This is a genomic window from Providencia alcalifaciens (assembly GCF_915403165.1).
In the GTDB taxonomy this organism is placed as follows: domain Bacteria; phylum Pseudomonadota; class Gammaproteobacteria; order Enterobacterales; family Enterobacteriaceae; genus Providencia; species Providencia alcalifaciens_C.
Map to the genome: position 1 here is coordinate 772,988 of NZ_OU659204.1, position 24,603 is coordinate 797,590.

Below are 24,603 nucleotides of genomic sequence, written 5' to 3' on the forward strand. Positions count from 1 at the left end.
AAAAAATAATTAGGGAAAGTGCCATAAAAGAAAGAGGCATAGAGGAATAGAAAAATAACTGACTGGCAATGTGCCAGCAAAAGCGGATTAATACAGAAATAAAATTCGGGGAGTTTAAACTTAAGAGTAAATGGCAGCTCCCCGAAATATTATGCTTATTAGATCTTCAATTAACTTATTCATAAGTCACGTTTAACATAGGTAATTTACTGTATTTGTCATATTCAACTTTGACATACTCGGATTCCACTTTTTTACCATTTTGCAATGAACCTGAAGCGGTGACTGTTTTACCATTACGATAACAATCAATATTTACGTGAGTTTTTTGTGAAATATCCACTTCACACTGAGGCTCATAGATATAACCACCAAATGAAACTGTACCTCCTGAAGATGGGTTGATATTACTTGCAAAAGAACAACTCGAAATGAAGATTGCCACTACAGTAGTTAATAAAGATAAACGTTTCATAGTCCACCCCCTTAATAACACTGACCACCATCCAATACTGCTTCTGTGCTCTTATTTTTAGTGTAGTTCAAATATTGATAATGCAAAAATAAAAGTTTGGTCTATAAGTAAATACTATTACCATGAGGATATAACATATTGATGTCAATCAAGTTAAGGTTGTTTTTCAGTTTTATATAAGTGATTAAGAATACTATTTTTTATAAAATTGCGACCAATATATAAAAAATAAATATTATTTTTGAATAAGTGCTAATTGGTTTTGATTAATATCCCAGAGGTGTTTTTCTGTTGGGGTAATTTGCGATAGTTGAGGATTTTATATTGTTAAGAGTTTAATGAAATTCAGATTTGTTATATAAATAAATATATAATGATTTTGGTGGATAAATAAAATAAAGCCTCTGCAAACATTTGCAGAGGCTATAAAGATAATAACGATTAGTGATGAATTATTTGAATACTTTGAAACGAACGTCGTCGTCCATAAAGTCTTTATCACCAGCTGGTTGCTCAATTGAACCAAATACCATTTGAGCGCGTAAAATCCAATTCGCTGGGATATTCCACTCTTGTTGAACTTGATTATCAATTAATGGGTTGTAGTGCTGTAATGATGCACCCACATTTTCCTGAGATAATGTTGTCCATACTGCCAGCTGCGCCATACCGCTCGCTTGTTCTGACCAGATAGGGAAGTTATCTGCATAGAGTGGGAATTGCTCTTGTAAGCCAGTCACTACGTTTTTATCTTCAAAGAAAAGAACGGTACCTGCACCTGCTGCAAAGCTATTAATTTTTTGCTCAGTTCCCGCAAATGCCGCTTCTGGTACGATAGCGCGTAACGCTTCTTTGGTGATATTCCACAGTTTTTTATGTTCTGCACCAAATAACACCACAATACGTGAAGTTTGTGAGTTAAATGCTGATGGGGAGTGCTTAACCGCTTCTTTGATAAGCTCAGCCACTTTCTCTTCCGAGATTGGTAATGAATCGCCTAAGTTATAAATAGTGCGACGATTTTTAATCATTTCGATAAATGCGTTAGACATGTTTGTCCCCTTGCTTTTGTTTAGAGCACGGCAATTTATTGAACAACCTCAGAAGCCGTAACTTGTTTCGATATAAATTGTTTCGATGTGAATAACTATAAAGGTATCCCAACCAAATCATAGAAAAAAAATTTAACCTTAATGTTCAAATTTTTGAATGTTGTTATGAAAATACAATAACTTCATGTAGTTATTGTGTTTTTTTGGCTCGGAGTAGTTAACTAACACGATAATGGCTTGGAAGCTCACTAAAGCCGAGTCCGTTAGTTTTTTTCACTGCAATTTGTACTGGAATTCGTTCTTTCATCGCTTCCACATGGCTAATCACCCCAATGGTTTTTCCTGATGCATTTAGGCTCTCTAATGCATCTAGGGCGATGTCTAAAGTTTCAGCGTCTAGCGTACCGAAGCCTTCATCTAAAAAGAGTGACTCTAATTGTGTGCGATGGCTCACCATGTCAGAGAGTGCAAGGGCTAGCGCGAGACTGACTAAGAAGCTTTCACCCCCGGAAAGGGTCTTCGTATCGCGAATGCTATCCCCTTGCCAACCATCAATAACTTGTAATTCGAGGTTGGCTAAATGGCTACGTTGTAGCAAATAACGACCATGCAATTTATCGAGTTGCTGGTTAGCGAGCGAGACTAAACAGTCTAGGGTTAGCCCTTGAGCATAGCGACGGAATTTATCCCCTTCAGCGGAACCGATTAAGGTATTGAGATAACTCCAATCGTCGTAGCTTAATTGGCTCTGTTCAATTTTATTCAATAACTCGCGCTGTTGGTGACGCTGTTGCTGATCACGCTCAAGCTGGTTAATGATTTGCCCTTGTTGCTGGTTCAAGATCTTGATTTGGCTCTCTAACTGTTCGAGAGCTTGCTGAATTTGTTCCACAGAAAACTCAGTGAATTCCACTAAACGTTGTTGCTCATGATTTGCTATGGCTGACTGGCTTTCTTGGTAGCGAGTTTCCGCCTCCAGCCGCTGTTGAGTCACTCGTTGTTTAAGCTGCTCCAGCTCAATTTTCTCTTCAGTAGGCAGTAAGGCATTAAGGAATTGCTCTTGAGTTTCGAAGGGGCTGCTATTGAGTGCAGCAACAAACTGAGCGTGAGCGGCTAGCTGTCGCTGGCTAAGTTGCTTCAATTGGTGATCAAGTTCTTGGGCACTCCCGTTGAGTGCGGCAATATTTTTATCTATTGCGCTAATTTGTTCTGAAAGCGTATCAACTTGATGTGTGTATTGAGCTTGTTTTTCTTGCATTTTTTGAATAAAAACAGCAACTGTTTGGCCTTCTAATAGATTCTGGCGTTGCATGTTTTTTTGTTCAATTTGCTGATTTAATTGCTCTAATTGCTGCTGTTGAGCAGAAAGTTGCTGAGCTAATTGCTGAGCATTCGCTGTTTCAGCTGCAAGCGTTGCCGTATCAACTTCAATATTTTTGGTGATTTGCAGGAAGGTTGCTTTTTGCGCTTCATAATATTGCCCGCGTTGCTCAATCTCTTGTAGCCAGGTGGTAAATTGCGCTTGATTTGGCAATGTGAGATTGAATGGAGCCAGCGAGGCTGTAAGCTGCTGTGTTTGTTGTTCTAGGCGTTGTTGCAGAGATTGCTGCTCAGCTTGGTTATCTTCTAATTGCTGTGACTGATGCTTAAGTTTTTCATCAAGGAGAGATAACTCAGAAAACAGCTGTTTAGCTTGAGCTTGCTGTTCATAATATTGGTTTTTAGCCTCTTGGTACTGACGCTCTAACTGTGCAAATTCATTGATGATGGCTTGCTGAGCGGTAAGCTTTTCTTGTAATTTAACAAGGGATTGCTCTACCGCTGACGCGGTTTTGGCTAGTTCAGGGATATGTGCTTGCTCACATGCCTTTAGCCATTGATTGTTCAGATTATTGAACTGCTCTTGTAGCTGCTTTTGAGCCAATTCGTTATCTTGCTGGCGGCGTTTGTCTGCTTGCAATAAGGCTTGCTGCTCAGTGAGCTTTTGTTTTTCGGTCTCAATTTGAGTCATTAGCGTAGCCAGTTGCTGCTGGGTCTCATTGGGCATAACGGCTTGATATGATGCTAAAGCAGGGTGCTCCAATGAACCACAAAGAGGGCATGGAATCCCTTCAATGAGCTTTTGGCGTTCATGTTCTAAGCTGACAATTGTTTGTTCCAGCTGAAGTTTTTGCTCCAAAACTTGATGTTGAGGCTGGAGCTGAGTCACTCTATCTTGCGCAATGGTAATCTGTTGTGCCAATTGGTTGATAGATTCGCTGAGTTGGTTTTGCAACTGAGTTTGTGACTGTAATTGCTGCTGTTTTTCCTCATGTTGAGCCAGTAAAACAGGCAGTATTTTCGCGTGTTGCAAATGCTCTTGTCGCTGTGAAATTGCGACCTTAATTTCTTCAATACTGTGCTTTTCTTTATATTCCTGAAACTGCTTTTCTAGCTGATTAAAGCGAGAGTGCTGCTCTTCTAAATGGCTTTGAGCCAGTTGAGATTCTTTGGATTTTTGCTGCTGAACTTGTTGTAGGGTTTGCCATTCAAGGTTGATAGCTTGCTGCTTTTTCTGACTTTGAGTTAGGCGTTCTGTGAGTTCATAAATAAATTTCCCTTGCTGTTGCCAGCTACCGAGTTGAGCGACAATTTGGGCATCATTTTGATGTTCTTGTAGAAATAACTGGGTTGTATTCAATTCATTATTGGCATGAAAAATTTTCTGCTGAGTGCTCTCTACACTCGATTTTTTCTGCAAATATTCGCCATTTAGCTGATTCAATTGCTCGGCAAATTGGACTTTTTGCTGGTTAAGCTGTGTGAGCAAATTGTCGAGTGGTCGCACTTCGTTATCGATCATTGCCGTGGTTTTTTGTACCCACTCTTTATATTGGTTTTGTTCCGACTGAGCTTGAGTGTGTTGGGTGACTAATGGCAAGCGCTGCTTTTGAGCGTCTTCTAAAAGTAATGTGGTGCGCTGCTGTTTTTGGGTCTGTTCATCGAGTTGAGTTTGCAAGCTTTGCACTGCCATCCAATCAGGGCGTAAGGCTTCCGCTGGTGCGCTTTGTGCCAGTTTATGCAAGCTGGGTTCGGCGGCTTGATATTGCTGTAGAGCTTGCTGCTGTGCAATCTGTAATCGCTGGGTATTTTGCACCAATTGTTGATGTTGCTGGTGCCATGTTAGCGCTTGTTGATGGCGGTTTTTATTCTGGCTCAGTTGCTGTTCTTGCGCTGAATATTGTTGCTGTTTTTCAACAAGTTCTTGATACTCTGATTCAGTAAGTAAGTTAATACTGCCCGCTTGCGCTCGAAGAATATCGAGATCGGTTTTAGCTTGTTTATGTTGGTTAAAAATATACACCGAAATCTGGCTGTAAATTTCGGTGCCAGTGATCTCTTCCAGTAAATCGGCACGCTCTTTTTCGGTGGCATTTAAAAAGGCGGCAAAATCCCCTTGAGAGAGCAAAATAGATTTAGTGAAACGCCCAAAATCGAGCCCGGTGATTTGCACAATTTTTTCACGAACTTCACTGATTTTTTCTGCGATGATCTGCCCATCAGCGACGGTTGCAAGCTCTGCTTTTGCATCTTGCAGGTTACCATCGGGTTTATTATTTGCTCGGCGTTGACTCCAAAATGCGCGATAAGCGATGCCTTTAACTTCAAACTCCACTTCCGCTAAACATTCACCCGTATGGCGGGTCATCAACTCATTTTTGCTTTTTGATATTGCGCCTAACCGTGGAGTTTGGTGGTAAAGCGCAAGGCAGATGGCATCCAATAAAGTGGTTTTTCCCGCGCCAGTCGCTCCTGTGATGGCAAATAACCCATTACTGGCAAAAGGCTCTTCTGTGAAATCAATCTTCCATTCACCTTTTAGGGAGTTAATATTTTTCAGGCGTAAGCTTAAGATTTTCACAGTTATTCTCCCTGCTCATTGCGCAAGTTGGCGTAGGATTGCTTGAACAGCTGCAATAAACGTTGCTCTAACGCTTTGTCTTCCAATGCCTCTTCGGTAAGTCGTCGAGTAAAGACTTCTTCGGCGGTCAGCTCATTTAATGTTTCATTCTGCGGAGTGAGGTTTTGACCAGTCTGTGCCCGCCGCGCTCGGCGTAGGCGAACCACTTCAACAGGGAGTTCTTGAGTAAGAGCTTCAATACGTTGTTGTATATCACCAAGATAGTCTTGAGTGGCGACTTCAATATCTAACCAAATAGGGAGCTCATTTTCTGGGATGGGTAAGTCTATTAATTGTTTTTGTAATTCTTTCAAAGAGCCCTTTAAACTTAATAGCGGTTGGAAAACCGGAATTGGCAGTAAAGTAACATTGGCAAATTGGTGCTGGTTAAATTCGACTAAGCAGACACTTTTTTGTTGCTGTGACTCATCAAAACTGAGTGCAATTGGAGAGCCGCTATAGCGAATATGTGCTTGTCCACCAATTAGTTGAGGACGATGGATATGTCCGAGCGCAATATAATCTGCGGGTGGGAATGCACCAGAAGGAAAAGCATCCAATGTGCCAATATAAATCTCACGCACTGAATCTGTCAGTTCTGCACCGACGACAGTCAAATGCCCTGTGGCAATAATCGGGATATCTAAGCCCAGCTCTGTACGTTGTTCAACGGCTTTTTGGTAACAGCTTTGGTAGCGTTCATGAATGGCATTTTGTAATGAAAGTTGTTTTTCTTCACTGCTTTGCCCCGCAATGCTGACTTGGATATCTCGCGGTCGCAAAAAGGGGATTGCGCACACCAATCCATTTGGGTTCCCTTGCTTATCTTTCAATGTGATGACAGGGGATTCGCTGTTTGATGTGATGACGTGAGTATTTAAATAACGTAATAACGCGCTGGATTCATTCAAAACAGAGACAGAATCATGGTTACCACTCAAGATAACTAATTGGCAGCCTGTTTTTTGCAAATCAACAATAAACTGATTGTAGAGTTCGCGCGCATAACTTGGGGGCGCGCCAGTATCAAAGACATCGCCAGCCACAATCAGGGCATCCACTTGGTACTGTTTGACTTGCTCGATTAGCCAACGCAAAAAGTGTTGGTGTTCAGCAGATCGATTTTTAGTGAAAAAATACTGACCTAAATGCCAGTCTGAAGTGTGGATGATGCGCATGAGCTAGCGGTTCCTATAATTATGAAGCTTTTACTATATTAATATTCAGACGCTTTATACTAATATTCAAACCATTTGGTTTGTTGCGTCACAGTATACCGTATAGAGGCTAAGTGAAGGCAAAGGCATGGCAAATTAAACAGTAAAAAAGAGAGAGTTGCGAAGCGCTTCGCAACGAAAGCGAAAACCTAGGCTTGTGGTGATATCGTTGATTTGTCGTGAAATGAATGATGTGGCGTTAATATTTCACTTACATGACATTAAACTGTTAATCTAATGATAGATCTTGATTGTGCGTTGAGATATTCATAATTCTGTCACAAAACTGACGCATAATGCGGTCACATTAAAAATCTCTTCTTATTTACAGGAACAATCATGGCAAGACGCATTCTAGTCGTTGAAGATGAAGCGCCCATCCGAGAAATGGTTTGTTTTGTATTGGCACAGAATGGTTTTCAGCCTACAGAGGCTGATGATTATGATTCTGCGATAGCGCAATTGGTTGATCCACTTCCTGATTTAGTATTATTGGATTGGATGATCCCCGGAGGTTCCGGTATCCAAGTCATTAAACATATGAAGCGTGATAGTGCCACGCGAGATGTCCCCGTGATGATGCTAACAGCAAGGGGTGAAGAAGAAGATCGCGTGAAAGGATTAGAAGTGGGAGCGGATGATTATCTCATTAAACCGTTTTCACCAAAAGAATTGATAGCCCGGGTTAAAGCCATTTTACGACGAATCTCTCCAATGGCGACAGAAGACATTATCGAGATGAACGGGCTAGTGCTTGACCCTACCTCTCATCGCGTTACCAGCAAAGAAATTCCCATTGATATGGGCCCTACCGAATACAAGTTACTTCACTTCTTTATGACCCATCCAGAGCGAGTTTATAGCCGCGAGCAGTTACTCAATTATGTTTGGGGTGCAAACGTGTATGTGGAAGACAGAACGGTGGATGTCCATATTCGTCGTTTAAGAAAAGCGTTAGAGTTAGATGGACATGATAAGATGGTGCAAACGGTTCGTGGTACTGGCTACCGCTTCTCTGTTCGCTATTGAGAAACCATTAGGGAGAAACATGGGTGCTTGAACGCTTATCCTTAAAACAGCTGATTTGGGGGCTGTTTTTATTTATTTTACCCGCATTGATACTGTCTGTTTTTATTGGACACCTTCCGTGGCTGCTAGTGATCTCTCTACTCGCGGCACTCATTTGGCACGGATATAACCTGCTAAAGCTTTCTGACTGGCTCTGGTTGGATAGAAGTATGCTGCCGCCGGATGGCAAAGGGGGATGGGAGCCGATATTTTATGGTATCTATCAGATGCAGCAGCGTAACCGTAAGCGTCGCCGTGAACTAGGGCAGTTGATTAAGCGATTTCGCAGTGGGGCTGAATCCTTGCCTGATGCCGTGGTAATAATGACCACCGAAGGCAATATATTTTGGTGTAACCGCCACGCTCAACAGCTTCTTGGTTTTCGCTGGCCAGAGGATAACGGACAGCATATTTTTAACTTGTTACGTTATCCTGATTTTAGCCGTTATTTCACCGTGAAAAATTATGACCAAGCGCTGACGATTGAGCTTAACAGTGGCGAAATTGTTGAGTTTCGTATCTTACCGTATGCAAGTGATCAGCTTTTGATGGTGGCTCGAGATGTGACTGAAAAACGCCGTCTAGAAAAAGCCCGTAGAGACTTTTTTGCTAACGTGAGCCATGAGTTGCGTACGCCATTGACCGTTATTCAAGGTTATCTTGAAGTCATGGATGATCAAGAAGGCACTTCACCGATGAATAAAAAAGCGTTGTCGGTGATGCAAGAGCAGACTCATCGAATGGATAACCTTGTGAAGCAATTGCTGCAATTATCCCGTATTGAGGTTGCCCCTCAAATTAATCTTGATGAACAGATTAATATGCCGGTCATTCTTAAGATGATTGAACAAGAAGCGATTAGTTTAAGCCAAGGGCGGCACGAGTTTGAATTCAGTATTGATGAAAAACTTCGAGTTCATGGCAATGAAGAGCAGCTACGAAGTGCGGTGGCTAACTTAGTGTATAACGCCATAAACCATACACCAGACGGTACGAAAATTATGGTGAAATGGCAACGAACCAGCAATGGTGCACAGTTTAGTGTGAGTGATAATGGTCCGGGAATTCCAGCGGAGCACCTTCCTCGCTTAACAGAGCGTTTTTATCGTGTGGATAAAGCGCGCTCAAGGCAAGGTGGCGGTGGAACAGGGCTGGGCTTAGCAATTGTTAAGCATGCCGTTCAGCACCATAGTAGCCAGCTCTCAGTCACCAGTCAGGTTGGCAAGGGCAGTGAGTTTTCATTCACATTACCACCAGTGTTTATTGTGTCAGATAAAAAAACGAATACACTAAGCGCTAAATAATCGAAAATCCCAAGCCTTGCTAATAAAATCATTGTGTTAGCAAGGTTTTTTGTTTTGTAATTCATCCCATATTGGTGTTATTTCTAACGCCTGCGCTATATTTTCAATTTTATCCTGAAATTTTCTTCATCTTATTCTGCCAAAATCTCGTCAGTGCGGTTAAAAAATGTTTTGTTGATGATTTTTTAGCCTGAATATATACGGGATATTGCAATTTTACTGATAGTAATCACTGGTTCTTAAATTTAGTTTGGTACATTGTTCTTGTTTTTGGGTTTGCTATTGCCTTTTTTCCCTACAAAAGTTTTACTTGTCGCCAGTTATTGGCGATTTTTACTGTTTTTTGATGTTTAGTATTATAAAGCTAACCAAAGCATGCATTTTATATTGTTAATGCAATGTTGATCAGAACTCTATTTCGTCATATATGTTCCAATAGGTTACCGATGAAGTGACCTGTTTTTATTTCATAATTTACTAAAAATTAACATAATATGGCTCATCGTTTATCATCCAGAGATATCCTCGCCTTAGGTTTTATGACCTTTGCGCTGTTTGTTGGGGCTGGAAATATCATTTTCCCGCCAATGGTCGGTTTACAAGCCGGTGAACAAGTTTGGACTGCGGCACTTGGCTTCTTAGTCACTGGTGTCGGCCTTCCTGTTCTTACCGTTGTTGCATTGGCGAAAGTGGGGGGCGGTATTGAAGCGCTCAGCACGCCAATTGGCAAAACCGCCGGTCTGCTATTAGCTATCGTTGCGTATTTATCGGTGGGGCCTCTTTTTGCGACCCCAAGAACGGCAACAGTTTCTTATAAAGTGGGTATTGCACCACTGCTGGGCGGTGAATCTGAAATATCGCTGCTGGTTTATAGTGCCATCTATTTTGTACTGGTGATCGGTATTTCGTTATATCCAGGTAAATTGCTAGATAGCGTTGGGCACATTTTGGCACCAGTCAAAATGTTGGCGCTGGCAATTTTAGGTGTTGCTGCTGTTATGTGGCCTGCCGGACAACCGATTTTGGCAACCCCTGAATATCAAGATATGGCATTTTCCAATGGCTTTATTAATGGCTATTTAACGATGGACACATTAGGTGCCATGGTTTTTGGTATTGTCATTGTGAATGCGGCGCGTTCCCGTGGTATTGAAAACTCATCATTATTAACTCGCTATACCATGTGGGCAGGTTTAATTGCTGGGGTGTTATTAACTCTGGTCTATTTATCGCTGTTCAAATTGGGCGAAAATAGCGGGTCATTGATTCCAAATCCTGCTGATGGCGCTGATATTCTTCACGAATATGTTCAATACACGTTTGGTAATTACGGTAGCTTCTTCTTAGCGGTGTTGATTTTTGTTGCCTGTATGGTGACAGCGGTAGGGCTAACCTGCGCATGTGCTGAGTTCTTTAGTCGCTATGTGCCAATTTCTTACCGTAAATTGGTATTGATTTTAGGCTTGTTCTCTATGGTGATTTCAAACCTCGGACTGAGTAAGCTGATAGCGTTCTCATTGCCGGTATTGGTTTCGATTTATCCACCTTGTATCGTTTTAATTTTGATGAGCTTTACGTTGAAATGGTGGCGTAACCCAACCATCGTGATTGCTCCAACGATGTTAACAAGTTTTGTGGTCGGTTTGGTTGGTGCAGTGAAAGCATCTGATAACTTGAAGACTTATATCCCAGACTGGATGACATCTATTCCACTATATCAGCAAGATTTAGCATGGTTATTACCATCGCTGGTTGTGTTAGTGGTTGCTGCGCTGTGTGACAGATTGATCGCACCATCAAGTGAGCATCATAAGCACGCATAATATATTGTAAATAGATAAAAAAATGCCAGTAGATGATAAATCAGCTGGCATTTTTCATTTTAATTATCGATTAATCAATTCACACCTACCGCACTGCCTGCGGGGCGACGAACGTCGTTGGAGCCGTAAATAAAGCCTTCACGGACTTTGCCAGAAACAGCAGAGTCGTTGCCGGAAGATTTCGCACTCACACCCGCACCGTCAGGAATGCCGATCATAATTAGCTCGGCAGCGCCCCATGGGGTCTGCTCCACCATCTTATAACCCATCTTATCGAGTAGTGCTAAACTGTCTTTGGAGACACCGCGTTGCTCATAATAAACCTCGTCTGGCAGCCATTGATGGTGAATGCGAGGGGCATTCACCGCTTCTTGTGGCGGCATGCCATGGTCAATAATGTTTAATGCGGTTTGCAAGGTAATCGAAATGATCCTTGAGCCTCCCGGTGAACCGAGTACTAAGAATACTTTGCCGTCTTTAGTGACAATTGTCGGGCTCATTGATGATAGTGGGCGCTTACCGGGGGCGATAGAGTTTCTTTCCCCTTGCACTAACCCATACAGATTTTTCTCACCAACTTTGGTGGTGAAATCATCCATTTCATCATTCAGGAAGAAGCCTGTACCCGGTGGGATCACGACAGAGCCAAATCGACCATTAATCGTATAAGTGGTTGAAACGGCATTACCTTTATCATCCACGACAGAATAATGGGTGGTTTCCGGTTTTTCGTGTGGCCCCATTCCAGGTTGAACTTCAGTAGATGGCGTCGCTTTATTTGGTACAATTTCTTTGCGCAGCTCGGCAGCATACTGTTTGCTGAGCAGTTTACCCGTTGGGTTATCCACAAATGCTGGGTCACCTAAGAATGTATTGCGATCCATATAGGCGTGGCGCATCGCTTCAGTCAGCGTATGAATATATTCTGCAGAGTTGAAGCCCATCTCTTTGAGATCATAACCTTCTAAAATATTGAGGGTTTCACAGATAGTTACGCCGCCCGAACTTGGTGGTGGTGCAGAGATAAATTTGTAACCACGGTAGGTACAGCTAACGGGTGTGGTATCTGAGATGGTGTAATCAGCAAAGTCTTGAGCTGTTAGGATCCCGCCATTTTTCTTGGATGCGGCTTCTACGATTTTAGGAATATCTCCTTCATAGAATGCAACGGGGCCTTTATTGGCGATTTTTTCCAGTGTGTTTGCCAAATCGGTTTGTACCAGCAAGTCTCCCGGTTGGTAAGCACTTCCATTTGGTTTTAAGAAGATCCGAGCCACTTCGGGATCTTGTTTGAAGCGTTCGGTTGTGGTGTCGAGTACGTCGGTATCGCCACGGGTTAGGACAAAGCCCTCTCGAGCGAGCCTAATTGCGGGTGCCATTACTTGCTGGCGGCTCATAGTACCGTATTTTTCAAGGGCATAATCTAAGCCTTTCACTGTACCTGGCACACCCGATGCGAGGTAGCCATATAAGCTGGCATCTTTGATAAGTTTGCCGTCTTTATCTAAATACATATTGGCACTGGCGGCTTTCGGCGCTGTTTCGCGGAAGTTAATAAAGATATCTTTACCATCCGCAAGGTGTAGCGTCATAAAACCACCACCACCAATATTGCCACAGCAAGGGTTAACAACGGCTTGGGCATAACCGACTGCCACCGCTGCATCCACCGCATTTCCTCCTGCTTTTAAAATGTCAGCACCAATTTGTGATGCAAGGTGTTGAGAGGAGACAACCATGCCTTTTGTTGCTTCAACGGCAGGTTCAGAAGCGGCATAAAGTTGACTTGAAGTTAGCAACGAAATCAGTAGTAAAGAGGGGCGCAATGCATTTTTTATCATTGGTATCTCCCGATTTAGTGAAGGAAGTAACGCGTAGATGTAATACAAATAAATAATTTGTTAAATATTTGTATCATCCAGATATAGCATGAATGATTTGAAGGGTTGAATAACAAAAGTGAAAAAGTGTTAACGCGGTAGGATAAATTTTAGATAGGCATAGATACAAAAATGCCGGCATAAAGCCGGCACTTAAAACTTAACAGACTGAATTATAGGTCACTTGCGTTTTTAGTCAGGTAAGCAGCAACGCCTGTTGGAGATGCTTTCATACCTTCTTTGCCTTTTTCCCACTGAGCTGGGCAAACCGCACCGTGCTCTTCGTGGAATTGCAGCGCGTCAACCATACGCAGCATTTCGTCGATGTTACGGCCTAATGGCAGGTCGTTAACTACTTGGTGACGAACAACACCATTTTTATCAACTAAGAAAGAACCGCGCAGAGCAACACCCGCTTCTGGGTGCTCGATGCCGTAAGCTCGCATGATGTCGCGTTTGATATCAGCAACCATCGGATATTTAACTTCACCGATACCGCCGTTATCAACAGGCGTTTTACGCCATGCGTTATGAACGAATTCTGAGTCGAAAGAAACACCAACGATTTCTACGCCGCGTTTTTTGAATTCTTCATAGCGATGGTCGAATGCAATCAGTTCGGAAGGACATACAAAAGTGAAGTCCATTGGCCAGAAGAAGATCACAGCTGGACGACCGTTCAGGTGCTTCTTCAGGTTGAAGTTCTCAACGATTTCACCATTACCAAGAACAGCAGCAGCAGTAAAGTCAGGGGCTTGACGTGTAACCAGAACCATAATGTACTCCTATGAGTTTTAAGGGTTTCTATCTCCGCAATTGAAATGGGGCATGCGGATAAATATAACCTAAGGATAAGGTTTTATCCTTGGAGAATAAAGACATTAAAACCAATCAATATGATAGCTTTTACCTATCAATGGTATCAATTTGGCAGATTAATATCAATAAGATAGTTTTATTCCATTAAAGTGCAAGTTTTAATTTATTCGGATGCACGTAATGTGAACTCTTGGACAAAAAGTTGCTGTTTTGCCGTCTCAATCATTTGTGGATAAAACTGAAAGAAAATATGTTCAAGTTCTAGATAATTAAGCAGAAAATCATTAAATGACCCACTCAGGGCTGTAAGTTTTGGGCGGCGCTTTGCCATGCCATTAAGTGACTTACCGATGTACGCTTTTTCTGCGTATTTCGTCAGCCATTGTTGAGACCAAAGATACTCATTTAACTCCTGAAATTTTTCAGGGGTATGACACAAATCTGGTTCAATGGTTTGCCTAGCAAAATGCACAAAATCAGAGAGTGAATGTGAAGGAACGAGACGCTCCCAATGCCGAGAAAGAAAATGATCCCAGACTAAATCTAAGGTGATCGGCGCGACTCGGCGGTATTCTTCGCGAAATAGCTGACGAGCTTGTTTGACGAGCGGATGGGTATCGGTGGTTCTATCTACGGCTCTGTGCATACGGATCCCTGCAACCACATCAGGCGAGTAATCTCCCGCAGGGTTGCCGCGTACATAGTCCGCCATCATGTTTCCCAATAGGGAGCTTTTGGCAAGATAGGCTAGGTGAAGATGAGCAAGATAGTTCATGGCGGTACTATAAACGAAAAATTTCAGAAACGAAAAAATGAAAGAAAAAAGAGTGCCGACACATTCCGTGCGGTTTCAGAAAATATTTGCATAATATTGGTTCTTTTTTATACAAAGTGGCGCTTATTTCTTGCGCCAAAGGCAGTGCAGCACTAGACTAGTCGCCTTATTTTTTTAGATTGATGTCAATACAATGCGTGTATCCGATTTTACTTTTGAATTACCAGAAGAACTTATTGCCCACTATCCTCAGGCTGAGCGTAGCTCATGTCGCTTACTTGGTCTTGATGGTGCCACGGGACAGCTCACGCATGGTGTGTTTACCGATATTCTTGAAAAATTGGAGCCAGGGGATTTGCTAGTGTTCAACAACACTCGCGTGATCCCTGCTAGATTGTTCGGTCGTAAAGCTAGCGGCGGTAAAATTGAGGTTTTAATTGAGCGTATGCTCGATGACCATCGTGTTTTGGCCCATGTTAGAGCCTCTAAAGCACCAAAAGAAGGCACCGCGCTGCTATTGGGTGAAGATGAAAGTGTGAATGCAACGATGCTCGCTCGTCACGGCGCACTGTTTGAGCTGCGTTTTGATGATGCGCGCGATGTATTAAGCATTCTTAACCAAATTGGGCACATGCCATTACCTCCGTATATCGACCGTCCAGATGAAGAGTCGGATAAAGAGCTGTATCAAACCGTGTATAGCCAGCGTCCGGGCGCGGTTGCTGCACCAACAGCGGGTTTGCACTTTGATGAGCCTTTATTAGAAGCATTACGCCAAAAAGGCGTTGAGATGGCATTTGTGACATTGCATGTCGGGGCGGGAACGTTCCAACCAGTGCGTGTTGATTCCATCGAAGACCATATTATGCACTCTGAATATGCAGAGGTTCCGCAAGAGGTGGTTGATGCTGTGTTGGCGTGTAAGGCGCGTGGAAATCGTGTAATTGCGGTAGGGACGACATCTGTTCGTTCACTCGAAAGCGCCGCGAAGGCCAGCGAAAACGCTTTAATTGCTCCATTCTTTGATGATACCCAGATATTTATTTATCCGGGTTATGAATATCAAGTGATTGATGCCCTGATCACTAACTTCCATTTACCAGAATCCACATTAATTATGTTGGTCTCTGCGTTTGCGGGATATCAAAACACCATGCAGGCCTATAAAGAAGCTGTTGAGCAAAAATACCGTTTCTTTAGTTATGGTGATGCCATGTTTATTACGCCAAACGCCAATGCTCGCTTTGAGCAAGTCGGCTTGGCAGAACAAGAATAAGTGGCGGCGTAGCTGCTTGCTTAGATTCAGTAACCAGTAGCACCAGACTGTTTTTCTGATGCTAGGAGATAAAACGTGAAATATGAATTACAGACAACCGACGGCAATGCGCGTCGTGGTCGCCTGATTTTTGAACGCGGCGTGGTAGAAACTCCGGCGTTCATGCCAGTAGGAACTTACGGCACGGTTAAGGGGATGACCCCTGAAGAAGTGAAAGAAACCGGTGCTCAAATTTTACTGGGCAACACTTTCCACTTGTGGCTACGTCCGGGTCAAGAAATCATGAAATTACATGGTGACCTGCACGATTTTATGCAATGGCAAGGCCCGATCTTAACGGACTCAGGCGGCTTCCAAGTCTTTAGTCTTGGTACAATGCGTAAAATTAAAGAAGAAGGCGTTCATTTCCGTAATCCAATTAATGGTGAAAAAGTCTTCTTAAGCCCTGAAAAATCGATGGAAATTCAGTACGATCTCGGTTCCGATATCGTGATGATTTTCGACGAATGTACGCCGTACCCAGCGGATTGGGATTACGCAAAGACATCAATGGAAATGTCATTACGTTGGGCAGCACGTAGCCGTCAGCGCTTTGATGAATTGAATAATAAAAATGCGCTGTTTGGGATTATCCAAGGCAGTGTTTACGAAGATTTACGCGATATCTCCGTGAAAGGGCTGGTGGAAATTGGCTTTGATGGGTACGCTGTAGGCGGCTTAGCAGTCGGCGAACCAAAAGAAGATATGCACCGTATTTTAGAGCATGTATGCCCGCAAATTCCGGCAGAAAAACCACGTTACTTAATGGGCGTTGGTAAGCCGGAAGATTTAGTGGAAGGCGTACGTCGTGGCATTGATATGTTTGACTGTGTGATGCCGACACGAAATGCACGCAACGGACATTTATTTGTCACTCATGGCGTGGTAAAAATTCGTAATGCGAAGTATAAGTCAGACACATCATCTCTCGATGCAGAGTGTGACTGCTATACTTGTCGTCATTACAGCCGTGCGTATTTGCACCACCTTGATCGCTGTAATGAAATTTTGGGTGCGCGCCTTAATACCATCCATAATTTACGTTACTATCAACGCTTAATGGCGGGTATTCGCCAAGCGATTGAAACGGGTAATTTTGAACAGTTTGCCTCTGATTTTTACGAGAAGATTGGGAAACCTCAGCCTTCATTCGATAGAGAGTGAATTTAAGTGCGAAGTTAGCCCGAACTGTGTAGCATATCGGGCTGTATCCTTTGTTCTTTGCGCTGTTTTTAAATTATTGGCATCAGTAATTTGAATTATTTAGTGTAAATAATAGTTTTTATTTCTAGTTACAGAGCGGTTTGATGTATTTTATGTCATTAGAACTAGTTAATATGTATGTTTGAAATTGCTTTCAATAACAATGAGGAAAGTTGAATGAGTTTTTTAATTTCTGAAGCTGCGGCATCTGCAGGCGCACCAGCACAAGGTAGCCCATATTCACTGATTATCATGCTGGTAGTTTTCGCACTGATTTTCTATTTCATGATCCTGCGTCCACAACAAAAACGTGCTAAAGACCACCGTAAGCTGATGGAATCCATTGCAAAGGGTGATGAAGTTTTAACCACTGGCGGTTTAATCGGGCGTGTGAATAAAGTTTCTGAAACAGGTTATGTTGTTCTTGAACTGAGTGAGAACACTGAAGTAACTATCAAACGTGATTTCGTTGCTGCTGTTCTACCTAAAGGCACAATGAAAGCAATCTAATTCTGAATTTTCCCGAAGGGAACTGCCGTGCTAAACCGTTATCCTTTATGGAAGTATCTGATGTTGATCACTGCGATCCTCATCGGTTTGCTGTATGCACTTCCAAACCTATATGGTGAGGATCCGGCTGTTCAGATCACTGGCGTGCGGGGAACCGCCGCCAATGAACAAACGCTGATCCAAGTCCAAAAAGCTTTAGAAACAGACCAAATTCAGAGCAAATCTGTTGCTCTCGAAAATGGGGCAATTTTAGCCCGTTTCAACAACTCTGACGTTCAGTTACGTGCTCGTGAAGTCATCATGAATGCACTGGGTGACCAGTATGTTGTTGCATTAAACCTTGCACCTGCTACACCAAAATGGCTTGAGACTCTCGGTGGTGAACCGATGAAGTTGGGTCTGGACTTACGTGGTGGGGTTCACTTCCTAATGGAAGTTGATATGGACACTGCATTAGGTAAATTGCAGGAACAAAACATGGATGGTTTGCGTAATGACTTGCGTCAAGCAGGTATTGCGTACTCTTCTATTCGTAAAGGCAGTGATTACAGCGTCGAAGTTCGCTTCCGTAACGCTGACGATCGCAGTCTTGCTGAGAAAACACTGGCGCGTAAATACCCAGACTTAGTGTTTTCTGATAGCGGCGATAACACCATGATTGCGGTTATGACGGATGAGCGCTTACGTGAAGCACGTAACTACGCCGTCTCTCAAAACATTACTATCATCCGTAACCGTGTTAACCAATTAGGTGTGGCTGAACCACTGGTTCAACGCCAAGGTGCGGATCGCATTGTTGTTGAATTACCGGGTATCCAAGATACTGCGCGTGCAAAAGAAATCTTAGGTGCAACTGCGACCTTAGAATTCCGCTTAGTGAATACTGGCGTAGATAGCGCAGCGGCTGAAAGTGGACGAATTCCGGGTGACTCAGAGCTTAAATCTGATCGTAATGGCGTGCCTTATGTTCTGTATAAGCGTGTTGTCTTAACGGGCGACCATATCACTGATTCTACATCCGACACCGATGAAAATGGTTATCCGCAAGTGAGTATTAGCCTTGATAGTGCCGGTGGCTCAATCATGTCTGACTTTACTCGTGACAACCAAGACAAGCTGATGGCAACCCTGTTTGTTGAATACAAAGACAGTGGTAAAAAAGATGCCGCAGGTCGTGCGATTTTAGTTAAAGATGAAAAAGTGATTAACGCCGCGCGTATCCAAGCTCGTTTCGGTAGCAAATTCCGTATTACGGGAATTGATAACGCGAACGAAGCACGTCAGTTATCTTTACTGCTGCGTGCGGGTGCATTGATTGCGCCAATCCAAATTGTTGAAGAACGTACTATCGGTCCAACATTGGGTATGCAAAACATCGAGCAAGGTCTGAAAGCGTGTATTGCGGGTCTGTTAGCGTCTATCCTGTTTATGATTATTTACTATCGTAAATTTGGTCTGATCGCGAGTAGCGCACTGATGGCAAACTTGGTGATGATTGTTGGTGTTATGTCCCTATTACCGGGAGCAACATTAACCATGCCGGGTATTGCGGGTATTGTTTTAACCCTTGCGGTTGCCGTCGATGCCAACGTTTTAATAAACGAACGTATCAAAGAAGAACTTCGCAACGGACGCTCAGTGCAACAAGCGATCCACGAAGGGTATAAAGGCGCATTCTCAAGTATTACCGACGCAAACTTAACGACCTTAATCACCGCAATTATTTTGTATGCAGTGGGTACAGGTTCGATTAAAGGCTTTGCGATTACGACAGCGATTGGTGTCGCAACCTCTATGTTTACAGCTATTGTTGGTACACGCGCAATCGTGAACCTGCTATACGGCGGTAAACGTATTAACAAGCTGTCAATTTAAGGAGCACGTTGTGGCACAGGATTATACTGTTGAACAATTGAACTATGGCCGTAAAGTCTATGACTTTATGCGCTGGGACAACGTTGCCTTTAGCATTTCTATCATTTTACTGATCGCTTCTTGTGTGATTATCGGTGTTAAAGGCTTTAACTGGGGACTCGATTTTACGGGCGGTACCGTCATTGAAATCAACCTTAGCCAGCCTGCTGATTTGGATAAAATTCGTGATAGCCTGTCTAACACGAATCATAAAGATCCATTAATCCAAAACTTTGGTAGCAGCCGAGATATCATGATCCGTTTACCGCCAGTTGAAGGCGTAGCGGGTCAAGAAGTCGGTAAAGAGATCATTACTATCATCAATAAAAACGTTGATGAGCAAGCCACAGTTAAACGTATTGAATTCGTGGGACCAAGCGTAGGTGCTGAGTTAGCACAAACAGGGGCATTAGCGTTATTAACAGCGCTGATTTGTATCCTGATTTACGTTGGTTTCCGCTTCGAATGGCGTTTAGCGGCAGGTGCCGTATTGGCTTTGGCTCACGACGTGGTAATCACCTTAGGTATTCTGTCTCTATTTCATATTGAGATTGATATGACTATCGTGGCGTCATTGATGTCAGTTATCGGTTACTCCCTTAACGATAGTATCGTGGTTTCTGACCGTATCCGTGAAAACTTCCGTAAGATCCGTCGCGGTACACCATACGAAATCATGAACGTCTCTTTGACTCAAACATTGAGCCGTACCATCATGACATCAGCTACAACATTATTAGTGGTTCTGATGCTGTATCTGTTTGGTGGCGCGATGTTAGAAGGCTTCTCATTGGTTATGTTAATCGGTGTGACAATTGGTACGATTTCATCTATCTACGTGGCTTCTGCATTAGCACTGAAGATGGGAATGAAGCGTGAGCACTTAATTCAGGCGAAAGTCGAGAAAGAAGGCGCAGACCAAGAGTCTTTATTACCATAACGAATACAGGCACTCGTGTCTCATAAACACCCTGAGGATAAATAATCCTCAGGGTGTTTTTCATTTCAGGTCTGAGTTACACTATCTACCCTATAAATCGAATTAGGAATTCCTATGCATTGCCCATTTTGCTCAGCTGTAGATACGAAAGTGATTGACTCGCGTCTGGTTGGTGAAGGCTCACAAGTGCGCAGGCGTCGCCAATGTTTGGTTTGCCATGAGCGTTTCACCACATTTGAAGTGGCGGAACTTGTTATGCCTCGGGTAATTAAAAGTGACGACATTCGAGAGCCTTTCGATGAAGAAAAGCTCAACAGAGGCATGTTGAAAGCCTTAGAAAAACGCCCTGTCAGTTCCGATGCTATCGATCAAGCCATAATTTCTATTAAATCCCACCTACGGGCAACTGGTGAGCGTGAAGTTCCCTCTAAGCTGATTGGCAATTTGGTGATGGATGAACTCAAAAAACTCGATAAAGTGGCTTACATTCGCTTTGCCTCGGTTTATCGTAGTTTTGAAGATGTACGCGAATTTGGCGAAGAAATTGCCAAGTTACAGGACTAATACCGATGCTTGAACAAGACCGTATCTACATGGCCCGCGCCTTTGAGTTGGCAAAAAAAGGGCGCTTTACGACATCACCGAACCCAAATGTGGGCTGCGTGATTGTGCGTGAAGGTGAAATTGTCGGCGAAGGCTACCATCAAAAAGCGGGGGAGCCACATGCGGAGGTCCATGCGCTTCGGATGGCGGGTGATAAAGCGAAAGGCGCAACAGCATACGTGACCCTTGAGCCTTGTAGCCATCATGGTCGTACCCCGCCTTGCGCAGAGGCGTTAATTAATGCGGGGATCACCCGTGTAGTCGCTGCAATGCAAGACCCAAATCCTCAAGTGGCTGGCCGCGGCTTATTTATGCTCTCTCAAGCCGGAATCGACACTGCCAGCAATATTCTGTTGGAAGAAGCCGAAGCACTAAACCGCGGCTTTTTAAAACGTATGCGTACCGCATTTCCTTACATTCAATTAAAACTCGCGGCATCATTAGATGGCAAAACCGCATTAGCGAATGGGGAAAGTAAGTGGATCACGAGCCCCGCAGCGCGTAAGGATGTTCAAGTGCTACGAGCCCAAGCCAGCGCTATTTTGAGTACCAGTAATACCGTGCTTGCTGATGATCCTGCTTTGACGGTGCGTTGGAATGAATTACCTGCGGATATTCAAGCACAATACCCAGAAGAAAAGCTGCGCCAACCTATTCGTATCGTACTAGACCGCCATAATCGCGTGACGCCAGAGCATAAAGTGACGCAGTTAGAAGGTGAATGCTGGCTAATACGCTCAACACCGGATACCACAGAAACATGGGCAGGGAATGTTGAACAGCTCGCTATTCCTGCAGATGATAATGGCATCGATTTAGTGATTCTGATGATGCAATTAGCGAAACGTAATGTGAATAGTATTTGGGTAGAGGCGGGCGCTAAGCTTGCAGGTTCGTTATTAAAACTCGGTTTAGTCGACGAACTGATTGTCTATATCGCACCTAAATTACTTGGGGATACTGCGCGTGGGTTAGTGAGTCTCCCTGAATTAGGCGCGTTATCAGATGCGCCTCAATTTGAATTTACTGACGTTGAAAAAGTCGGAAATGACCTTCGTGTCAGGTTACGCCCTGTATGGTAAATGTGTTTTTTTAGCGGTTTGCTGAAATTCACTCGTACGGTTACCTAAAGAATGTGATAAAATCCGCGCCCCGCGGGTTGTAATTAATATTTGAGGAAGATTATGAACGTAATCAAAGGTGTTGTTGCTGCGCCAAAAGCGCGTGTTGCTATCGCTATCGCTCGTTTTAACAACTTTATTAATGATAGCCTGCTGGACGGTGCTGTTGACGCGTTAGAGCGTATTGGCCAAGTTGCTCAAGATAACATCACCGTTGTTTGGGTGCCAGGTGCTTATGAATTACCACTGACCGTGAAAGCACTGGTTGAAACCAAAAAATATGATGCAGTTATCGCATTAGGTACTGTTATTCGTGGCGGTACTGCCCACTTTGAATTTGTTGCGGGTGAGTGCAGCTCAGGTCTGTCTCATGTTGCATTAAATAGCGAAGTTCCTGTGACTTTCGGTGTATTAACCACTGAGAATATCGAGCAAGCCATTGAGCGAGCTGGTACTAAAGCAGGTAACAAAGGTGCAGAAGCTGCACTGACCGCTCTCGAAATGATTAATGTGATTAAAGCTGTAAAAAGCAAATAATGCGCGCCATATCTCGGGCTCTATGAGTTCGCGATATGTTGTGTAGTTTTTTTTATTTAAGGGGAATCTTGTGAAACCTGCTGCTCGTCGCCGCGCTCGTGAGTGTGCTGTACAGGCCATTTATTCATGGCAATTATCCGGTAATCCTATTGCCGACGTAGAATATGAATTTATTGCTGAACAGGACATGTCTGACGTTGACGTAACCTATTTCCGTGAGCTAATTTCTGGTATTGCAAACAATGCTACTAAGCTGGATCAATTAATGTCACCTTACTTATCTCGTCAGTTAGAAGAGTTAGGTCAAGTTGAGAAAGCAATTTTACGCGTATCAATGTATGAACTAAGCTATAGACAAGATGTACCTTTCAAAGTTGCTATCAATGAAGGTATTGAATTAGCAAAAGTTTTTGGTGCTGAAGACAGTCATAAGTTTGTCAACGGTGTGCTAGATAAAGCAGCACCTGCGGTACGTCGTAAGAAATAAACATAATCAGGTTCCCTCCTGTAATACGTAAGTCATAATGGGTAGGCTGGGTTCCAGTCTATCCTAGTACTTATGTCTGGCTTTTCAGTTTATGACAAGTGAGACATAGCGAAAATGGAAAATCTACCATGTCATATGGCGAATTTGACCTCATCGCACGCTTTTTTAATCGCCAGCCTGTAAACCGACGTGATGTTAATATCGGTATTGGCGATGATTGTGCGCTAATGACTATCCCTGAAAAACAGCAACTTGCTGTGAGTACCGACACCCTAGTTTCTGGTATTCATTTTCTACCCGATATCTCTCCCGCTGACCTTGCCTATAAATCCCTAGCTTCAAATTTAAGTGATCTTGCTGCGATGGGGGCAGATCCTGCTTGGGTTTCTCTCGCCATTACTTTGCCAAGTGTAAATAGTGAATGGTTGCAATCTTTTAGCGATATGTTGTTTGAACAACTGAATTACTACGGAATGCAGCTGATTGGGGGAGATACGACACGCGGGCCAATGAGTTTAACGTACACCGTTCATGGTCTTGTACCTACTGGCAAGGCATTATCTCGCTCTGGTGCACGTAATGGCGATTGGATTTACGTGACTGGCACTTTGGGAGATAGTGCAGCGGGGCTTGCGATACTGCAAAATAGATTACATCCTGAAAGCCCAGAGCATAAACAGTGGCTGATTGAGCGTCATTTACGACCACAACCGCGTATTTTGCAGGGGCAGGCTTTACGCAATCTGGCTTCATCAGCGATTGATATCTCAGATGGGTTAGTTTCCGATCTTAATCATATATTAAAAGCGAGCGGTTGCGGAGCGCGGATCAATCTCGATGCTTTACCACAATCTGATGCATTGAAGCAAAATTGTTCAATTGAGCAAGCACGGATTTGGTCGCTAAGTGGCGGTGAAGATTATGAGCTATGCTTTACGGTACCGGAAATGAATCGGGGAGCCTTAGAAGTTGCGCTTGCTCATACGGGGTCAGGTTTTACCTGTATTGGTCAAATCAAACCTCAATCCGAAGGGATCAGTTATTTTTGTGATAACCAAGCTGTTGAGGTTGACCTCAAGGGCTTCGATCATTTTGTTTAGGAAGATATCCATGGCGACCGCTCAAGAAAAAGCAGCAGCAAAAAAACGATTGAATATGCGTAATCCGTGGCACCTTCTAGCGACGGGTTTCGGAAGTGGTTTATCGCCAATTGTTCCTGGCACAATGGGTTCATTAGCCGCCATTCCATTTTGGTTGCTAATGGACAAACTCCCTGTTTGGAGCCTCTGGGTTATTATTGTCGTTGGATTCTGGTTTGGATGTTGGATATGCCAGCGAACTTCCGATGATATGAGGATCCATGATCATGGCAGTATTGTTTGGGATGAGTTTATTGGCATGTGGATTACGTTAATGGCCATCCCTGTGGTGAGTATCCAGTGGGTCCTCACTGGCTTTTTGATTTTCCGTGTTTACGATATGTGGAAACCTTGGCCAATCCGTATTTTTGATCGCCGAGTCAGTGGTGGGTTTGGCATTATGATTGATGATATTATTGCGGCAATCTTTGCTTATTTCACTATCTGGCTGCTGGTTCATTACCATGTGATGCCATTCTAA

The 24,603-nt window shown here is 43.4% G+C and carries 21 protein-coding genes; 14 read left to right on the forward strand and 7 right to left on the reverse strand.

What is annotated here, in order from left to right; all coding sequences use genetic code 11:
- Positions 1 to 175: 175 nt before the first annotated feature.
- The 4 genes from LDO73_RS03360 to sbcD form a co-directional block, all read right to left on the reverse strand.
- On the reverse strand, positions 176 to 475 hold the full coding sequence (locus LDO73_RS03360) for a hypothetical protein (protein ID WP_154602757.1): 300 nt from the start codon (positions 473 to 475) through the stop codon (positions 176 to 178).
- Between the two features lie 452 nt (positions 476 to 927).
- Complete coding sequence (locus LDO73_RS03365; protein ID WP_224060188.1) at positions 928 to 1,527, reverse strand: nitroreductase family protein; 600 nt, start codon at positions 1,525 to 1,527, stop codon at positions 928 to 930.
- Between the two features lie 217 nt (positions 1,528 to 1,744).
- The gene (locus tag LDO73_RS03370; RefSeq protein WP_224060189.1) at positions 1,745 to 5,428 is read right to left on the reverse strand and encodes an AAA family ATPase; all 3,684 of its coding nucleotides are present in this window, start codon (positions 5,426 to 5,428) and stop codon (positions 1,745 to 1,747) included.
- A 2-nt stretch (positions 5,429 to 5,430) separates the two neighbouring features.
- Positions 5,431 to 6,645, reverse strand: coding sequence for an exonuclease subunit SbcD (gene sbcD / locus LDO73_RS03375; RefSeq protein WP_224060190.1), 1,215 nt, complete (start codon positions 6,643 to 6,645; stop codon positions 5,431 to 5,433).
- Between the two features lie 378 nt (positions 6,646 to 7,023).
- Here sbcD and phoB point away from each other — a divergent pair, with 378 nt between their 5' ends.
- The 3 genes from phoB (at position 7,024) to brnQ (ending at position 10,879) form a co-directional block, all read left to right on the forward strand.
- Entirely contained in the window at positions 7,024 to 7,713 is a 690-nt protein-coding gene (gene phoB, locus LDO73_RS03380) for a phosphate regulon transcriptional regulator PhoB (RefSeq protein WP_224060191.1), read from the forward strand.
- A gap of 23 nt (positions 7,714 to 7,736) precedes the next feature.
- Positions 7,737 to 9,056 (forward strand): phosphate regulon sensor histidine kinase PhoR, encoded by a 1,320-nt coding sequence (gene phoR / locus LDO73_RS03385; RefSeq protein WP_224060192.1) that lies wholly within the window; start codon positions 7,737 to 7,739, stop codon positions 9,054 to 9,056.
- A gap of 494 nt (positions 9,057 to 9,550) precedes the next feature.
- On the forward strand, positions 9,551 to 10,879 hold the full coding sequence (brnQ, locus tag LDO73_RS03390; RefSeq protein WP_224060193.1) for a branched-chain amino acid transport system II carrier protein: 1,329 nt from the start codon (positions 9,551 to 9,553) through the stop codon (positions 10,877 to 10,879).
- A 74-nt stretch (positions 10,880 to 10,953) separates the two neighbouring features.
- Here brnQ and ggt read toward each other — a convergent pair whose 3' ends face one another.
- From ggt to LDO73_RS03405, 3 genes are all read right to left on the reverse strand, one after another.
- Complete coding sequence (ggt, locus tag LDO73_RS03395; protein ID WP_224060194.1) at positions 10,954 to 12,720, reverse strand: gamma-glutamyltransferase; 1,767 nt, start codon at positions 12,718 to 12,720, stop codon at positions 10,954 to 10,956.
- 212 nt (positions 12,721 to 12,932) lie between these two features.
- Complete coding sequence (locus LDO73_RS03400; protein ID WP_224060195.1) at positions 12,933 to 13,535, reverse strand: peroxiredoxin C; 603 nt, start codon at positions 13,533 to 13,535, stop codon at positions 12,933 to 12,935.
- Positions 13,536 to 13,741: 206 nt separating this feature from the next.
- Positions 13,742 to 14,353, reverse strand: coding sequence for an ACP phosphodiesterase (locus LDO73_RS03405; RefSeq protein ID WP_224060196.1), 612 nt, complete (start codon positions 14,351 to 14,353; stop codon positions 13,742 to 13,744).
- A gap of 193 nt (positions 14,354 to 14,546) precedes the next feature.
- On the opposite strand from LDO73_RS03405, the gene queA reads away from it, so the two are divergent.
- The 11 genes from queA (at position 14,547) to pgpA (ending at position 24,603) form a co-directional block, all read left to right on the forward strand.
- Positions 14,547 to 15,629, forward strand: coding sequence for a tRNA preQ1(34) S-adenosylmethionine ribosyltransferase-isomerase QueA (queA, locus tag LDO73_RS03410; protein WP_224060197.1), 1,083 nt, complete (start codon positions 14,547 to 14,549; stop codon positions 15,627 to 15,629).
- Positions 15,630 to 15,704: 75 nt separating this feature from the next.
- Positions 15,705 to 16,832, forward strand: coding sequence for a tRNA guanosine(34) transglycosylase Tgt (gene tgt, locus LDO73_RS03415; protein WP_224060198.1), 1,128 nt, complete (start codon positions 15,705 to 15,707; stop codon positions 16,830 to 16,832).
- Between the two features lie 216 nt (positions 16,833 to 17,048).
- Entirely contained in the window at positions 17,049 to 17,381 is a 333-nt protein-coding gene (yajC, locus tag LDO73_RS03420; protein ID WP_006815785.1) for a preprotein translocase subunit YajC, read from the forward strand.
- Positions 17,382 to 17,408: 27 nt separating this feature from the next.
- Complete coding sequence (secD, locus tag LDO73_RS03425; RefSeq protein WP_224060199.1) at positions 17,409 to 19,256, forward strand: protein translocase subunit SecD; 1,848 nt, start codon at positions 17,409 to 17,411, stop codon at positions 19,254 to 19,256.
- A 10-nt stretch (positions 19,257 to 19,266) separates the two neighbouring features.
- On the forward strand, positions 19,267 to 20,235 hold the full coding sequence (gene secF, locus LDO73_RS03430) for a protein translocase subunit SecF (RefSeq protein WP_132496178.1): 969 nt from the start codon (positions 19,267 to 19,269) through the stop codon (positions 20,233 to 20,235).
- Between the two features lie 114 nt (positions 20,236 to 20,349).
- A complete protein-coding gene (gene nrdR / locus LDO73_RS03435; protein ID WP_006662792.1) occupies positions 20,350 to 20,799 on the forward strand; it encodes a transcriptional regulator NrdR in 450 nt (149 codons plus the stop codon).
- A 5-nt stretch (positions 20,800 to 20,804) separates the two neighbouring features.
- The gene (ribD, locus tag LDO73_RS03440) at positions 20,805 to 21,920 is read left to right on the forward strand and encodes a bifunctional diaminohydroxyphosphoribosylaminopyrimidine deaminase/5-amino-6-(5-phosphoribosylamino)uracil reductase RibD (protein ID WP_224060200.1); all 1,116 of its coding nucleotides are present in this window, start codon (positions 20,805 to 20,807) and stop codon (positions 21,918 to 21,920) included.
- A gap of 102 nt (positions 21,921 to 22,022) precedes the next feature.
- On the forward strand, positions 22,023 to 22,496 hold the full coding sequence (ribE, locus tag LDO73_RS03445; RefSeq protein WP_224060201.1) for a 6,7-dimethyl-8-ribityllumazine synthase: 474 nt from the start codon (positions 22,023 to 22,025) through the stop codon (positions 22,494 to 22,496).
- 70 nt (positions 22,497 to 22,566) lie between these two features.
- Positions 22,567 to 22,983 (forward strand): transcription antitermination factor NusB, encoded by a 417-nt coding sequence (gene nusB / locus LDO73_RS03450; protein ID WP_224060202.1) that lies wholly within the window; start codon positions 22,567 to 22,569, stop codon positions 22,981 to 22,983.
- A 128-nt stretch (positions 22,984 to 23,111) separates the two neighbouring features.
- On the forward strand, positions 23,112 to 24,083 hold the full coding sequence (gene thiL / locus LDO73_RS03455; RefSeq protein ID WP_224060203.1) for a thiamine-phosphate kinase: 972 nt from the start codon (positions 23,112 to 23,114) through the stop codon (positions 24,081 to 24,083).
- Between the two features lie 10 nt (positions 24,084 to 24,093).
- Complete coding sequence (pgpA, locus tag LDO73_RS03460) at positions 24,094 to 24,603, forward strand: phosphatidylglycerophosphatase A (protein ID WP_224060204.1); 510 nt, start codon at positions 24,094 to 24,096, stop codon at positions 24,601 to 24,603.

Coding starts and splice junctions, on each gene's coding strand:
- LDO73_RS03365 (WP_224060188.1), bottom strand. CDS start 1,527: ATGTCTAACGCATTTATCGAAATGATTAAAAATCGTCGCACTATTTAT.
- nrdR (WP_006662792.1), top strand. CDS start 20,350: ATGCATTGCCCATTTTGCTCAGCTGTAGATACGAAAGTGATTGACTCG.
- LDO73_RS03360 (WP_154602757.1), bottom strand. CDS start 475: ATGAAACGTTTATCTTTATTAACTACTGTAGTGGCAATCTTCATTTCG.
- queA (WP_224060197.1), top strand. CDS start 14,547: ATGCGTGTATCCGATTTTACTTTTGAATTACCAGAAGAACTTATTGCC.
- sbcD (WP_224060190.1), bottom strand. CDS start 6,645: ATGCGCATCATCCACACTTCAGACTGGCATTTAGGTCAGTATTTTTTC.
- brnQ (WP_224060193.1), top strand. CDS start 9,551: ATGGCTCATCGTTTATCATCCAGAGATATCCTCGCCTTAGGTTTTATG.
- ribD (WP_224060200.1), top strand. CDS start 20,805: ATGCTTGAACAAGACCGTATCTACATGGCCCGCGCCTTTGAGTTGGCA.
- ribE (WP_224060201.1), top strand. CDS start 22,023: ATGAACGTAATCAAAGGTGTTGTTGCTGCGCCAAAAGCGCGTGTTGCT.
- pgpA (WP_224060204.1), top strand. CDS start 24,094: ATGGCGACCGCTCAAGAAAAAGCAGCAGCAAAAAAACGATTGAATATG.
- ggt (WP_224060194.1), bottom strand. CDS start 12,720: ATGATAAAAAATGCATTGCGCCCCTCTTTACTACTGATTTCGTTGCTA.
- LDO73_RS03400 (WP_224060195.1), bottom strand. CDS start 13,535: ATGGTTCTGGTTACACGTCAAGCCCCTGACTTTACTGCTGCTGCTGTT.
- thiL (WP_224060203.1), top strand. CDS start 23,112: ATGTCATATGGCGAATTTGACCTCATCGCACGCTTTTTTAATCGCCAG.
- LDO73_RS03405 (WP_224060196.1), bottom strand. CDS start 14,353: ATGAACTATCTTGCTCATCTTCACCTAGCCTATCTTGCCAAAAGCTCC.
- phoB (WP_224060191.1), top strand. CDS start 7,024: ATGGCAAGACGCATTCTAGTCGTTGAAGATGAAGCGCCCATCCGAGAA.
- yajC (WP_006815785.1), top strand. CDS start 17,049: ATGAGTTTTTTAATTTCTGAAGCTGCGGCATCTGCAGGCGCACCAGCA.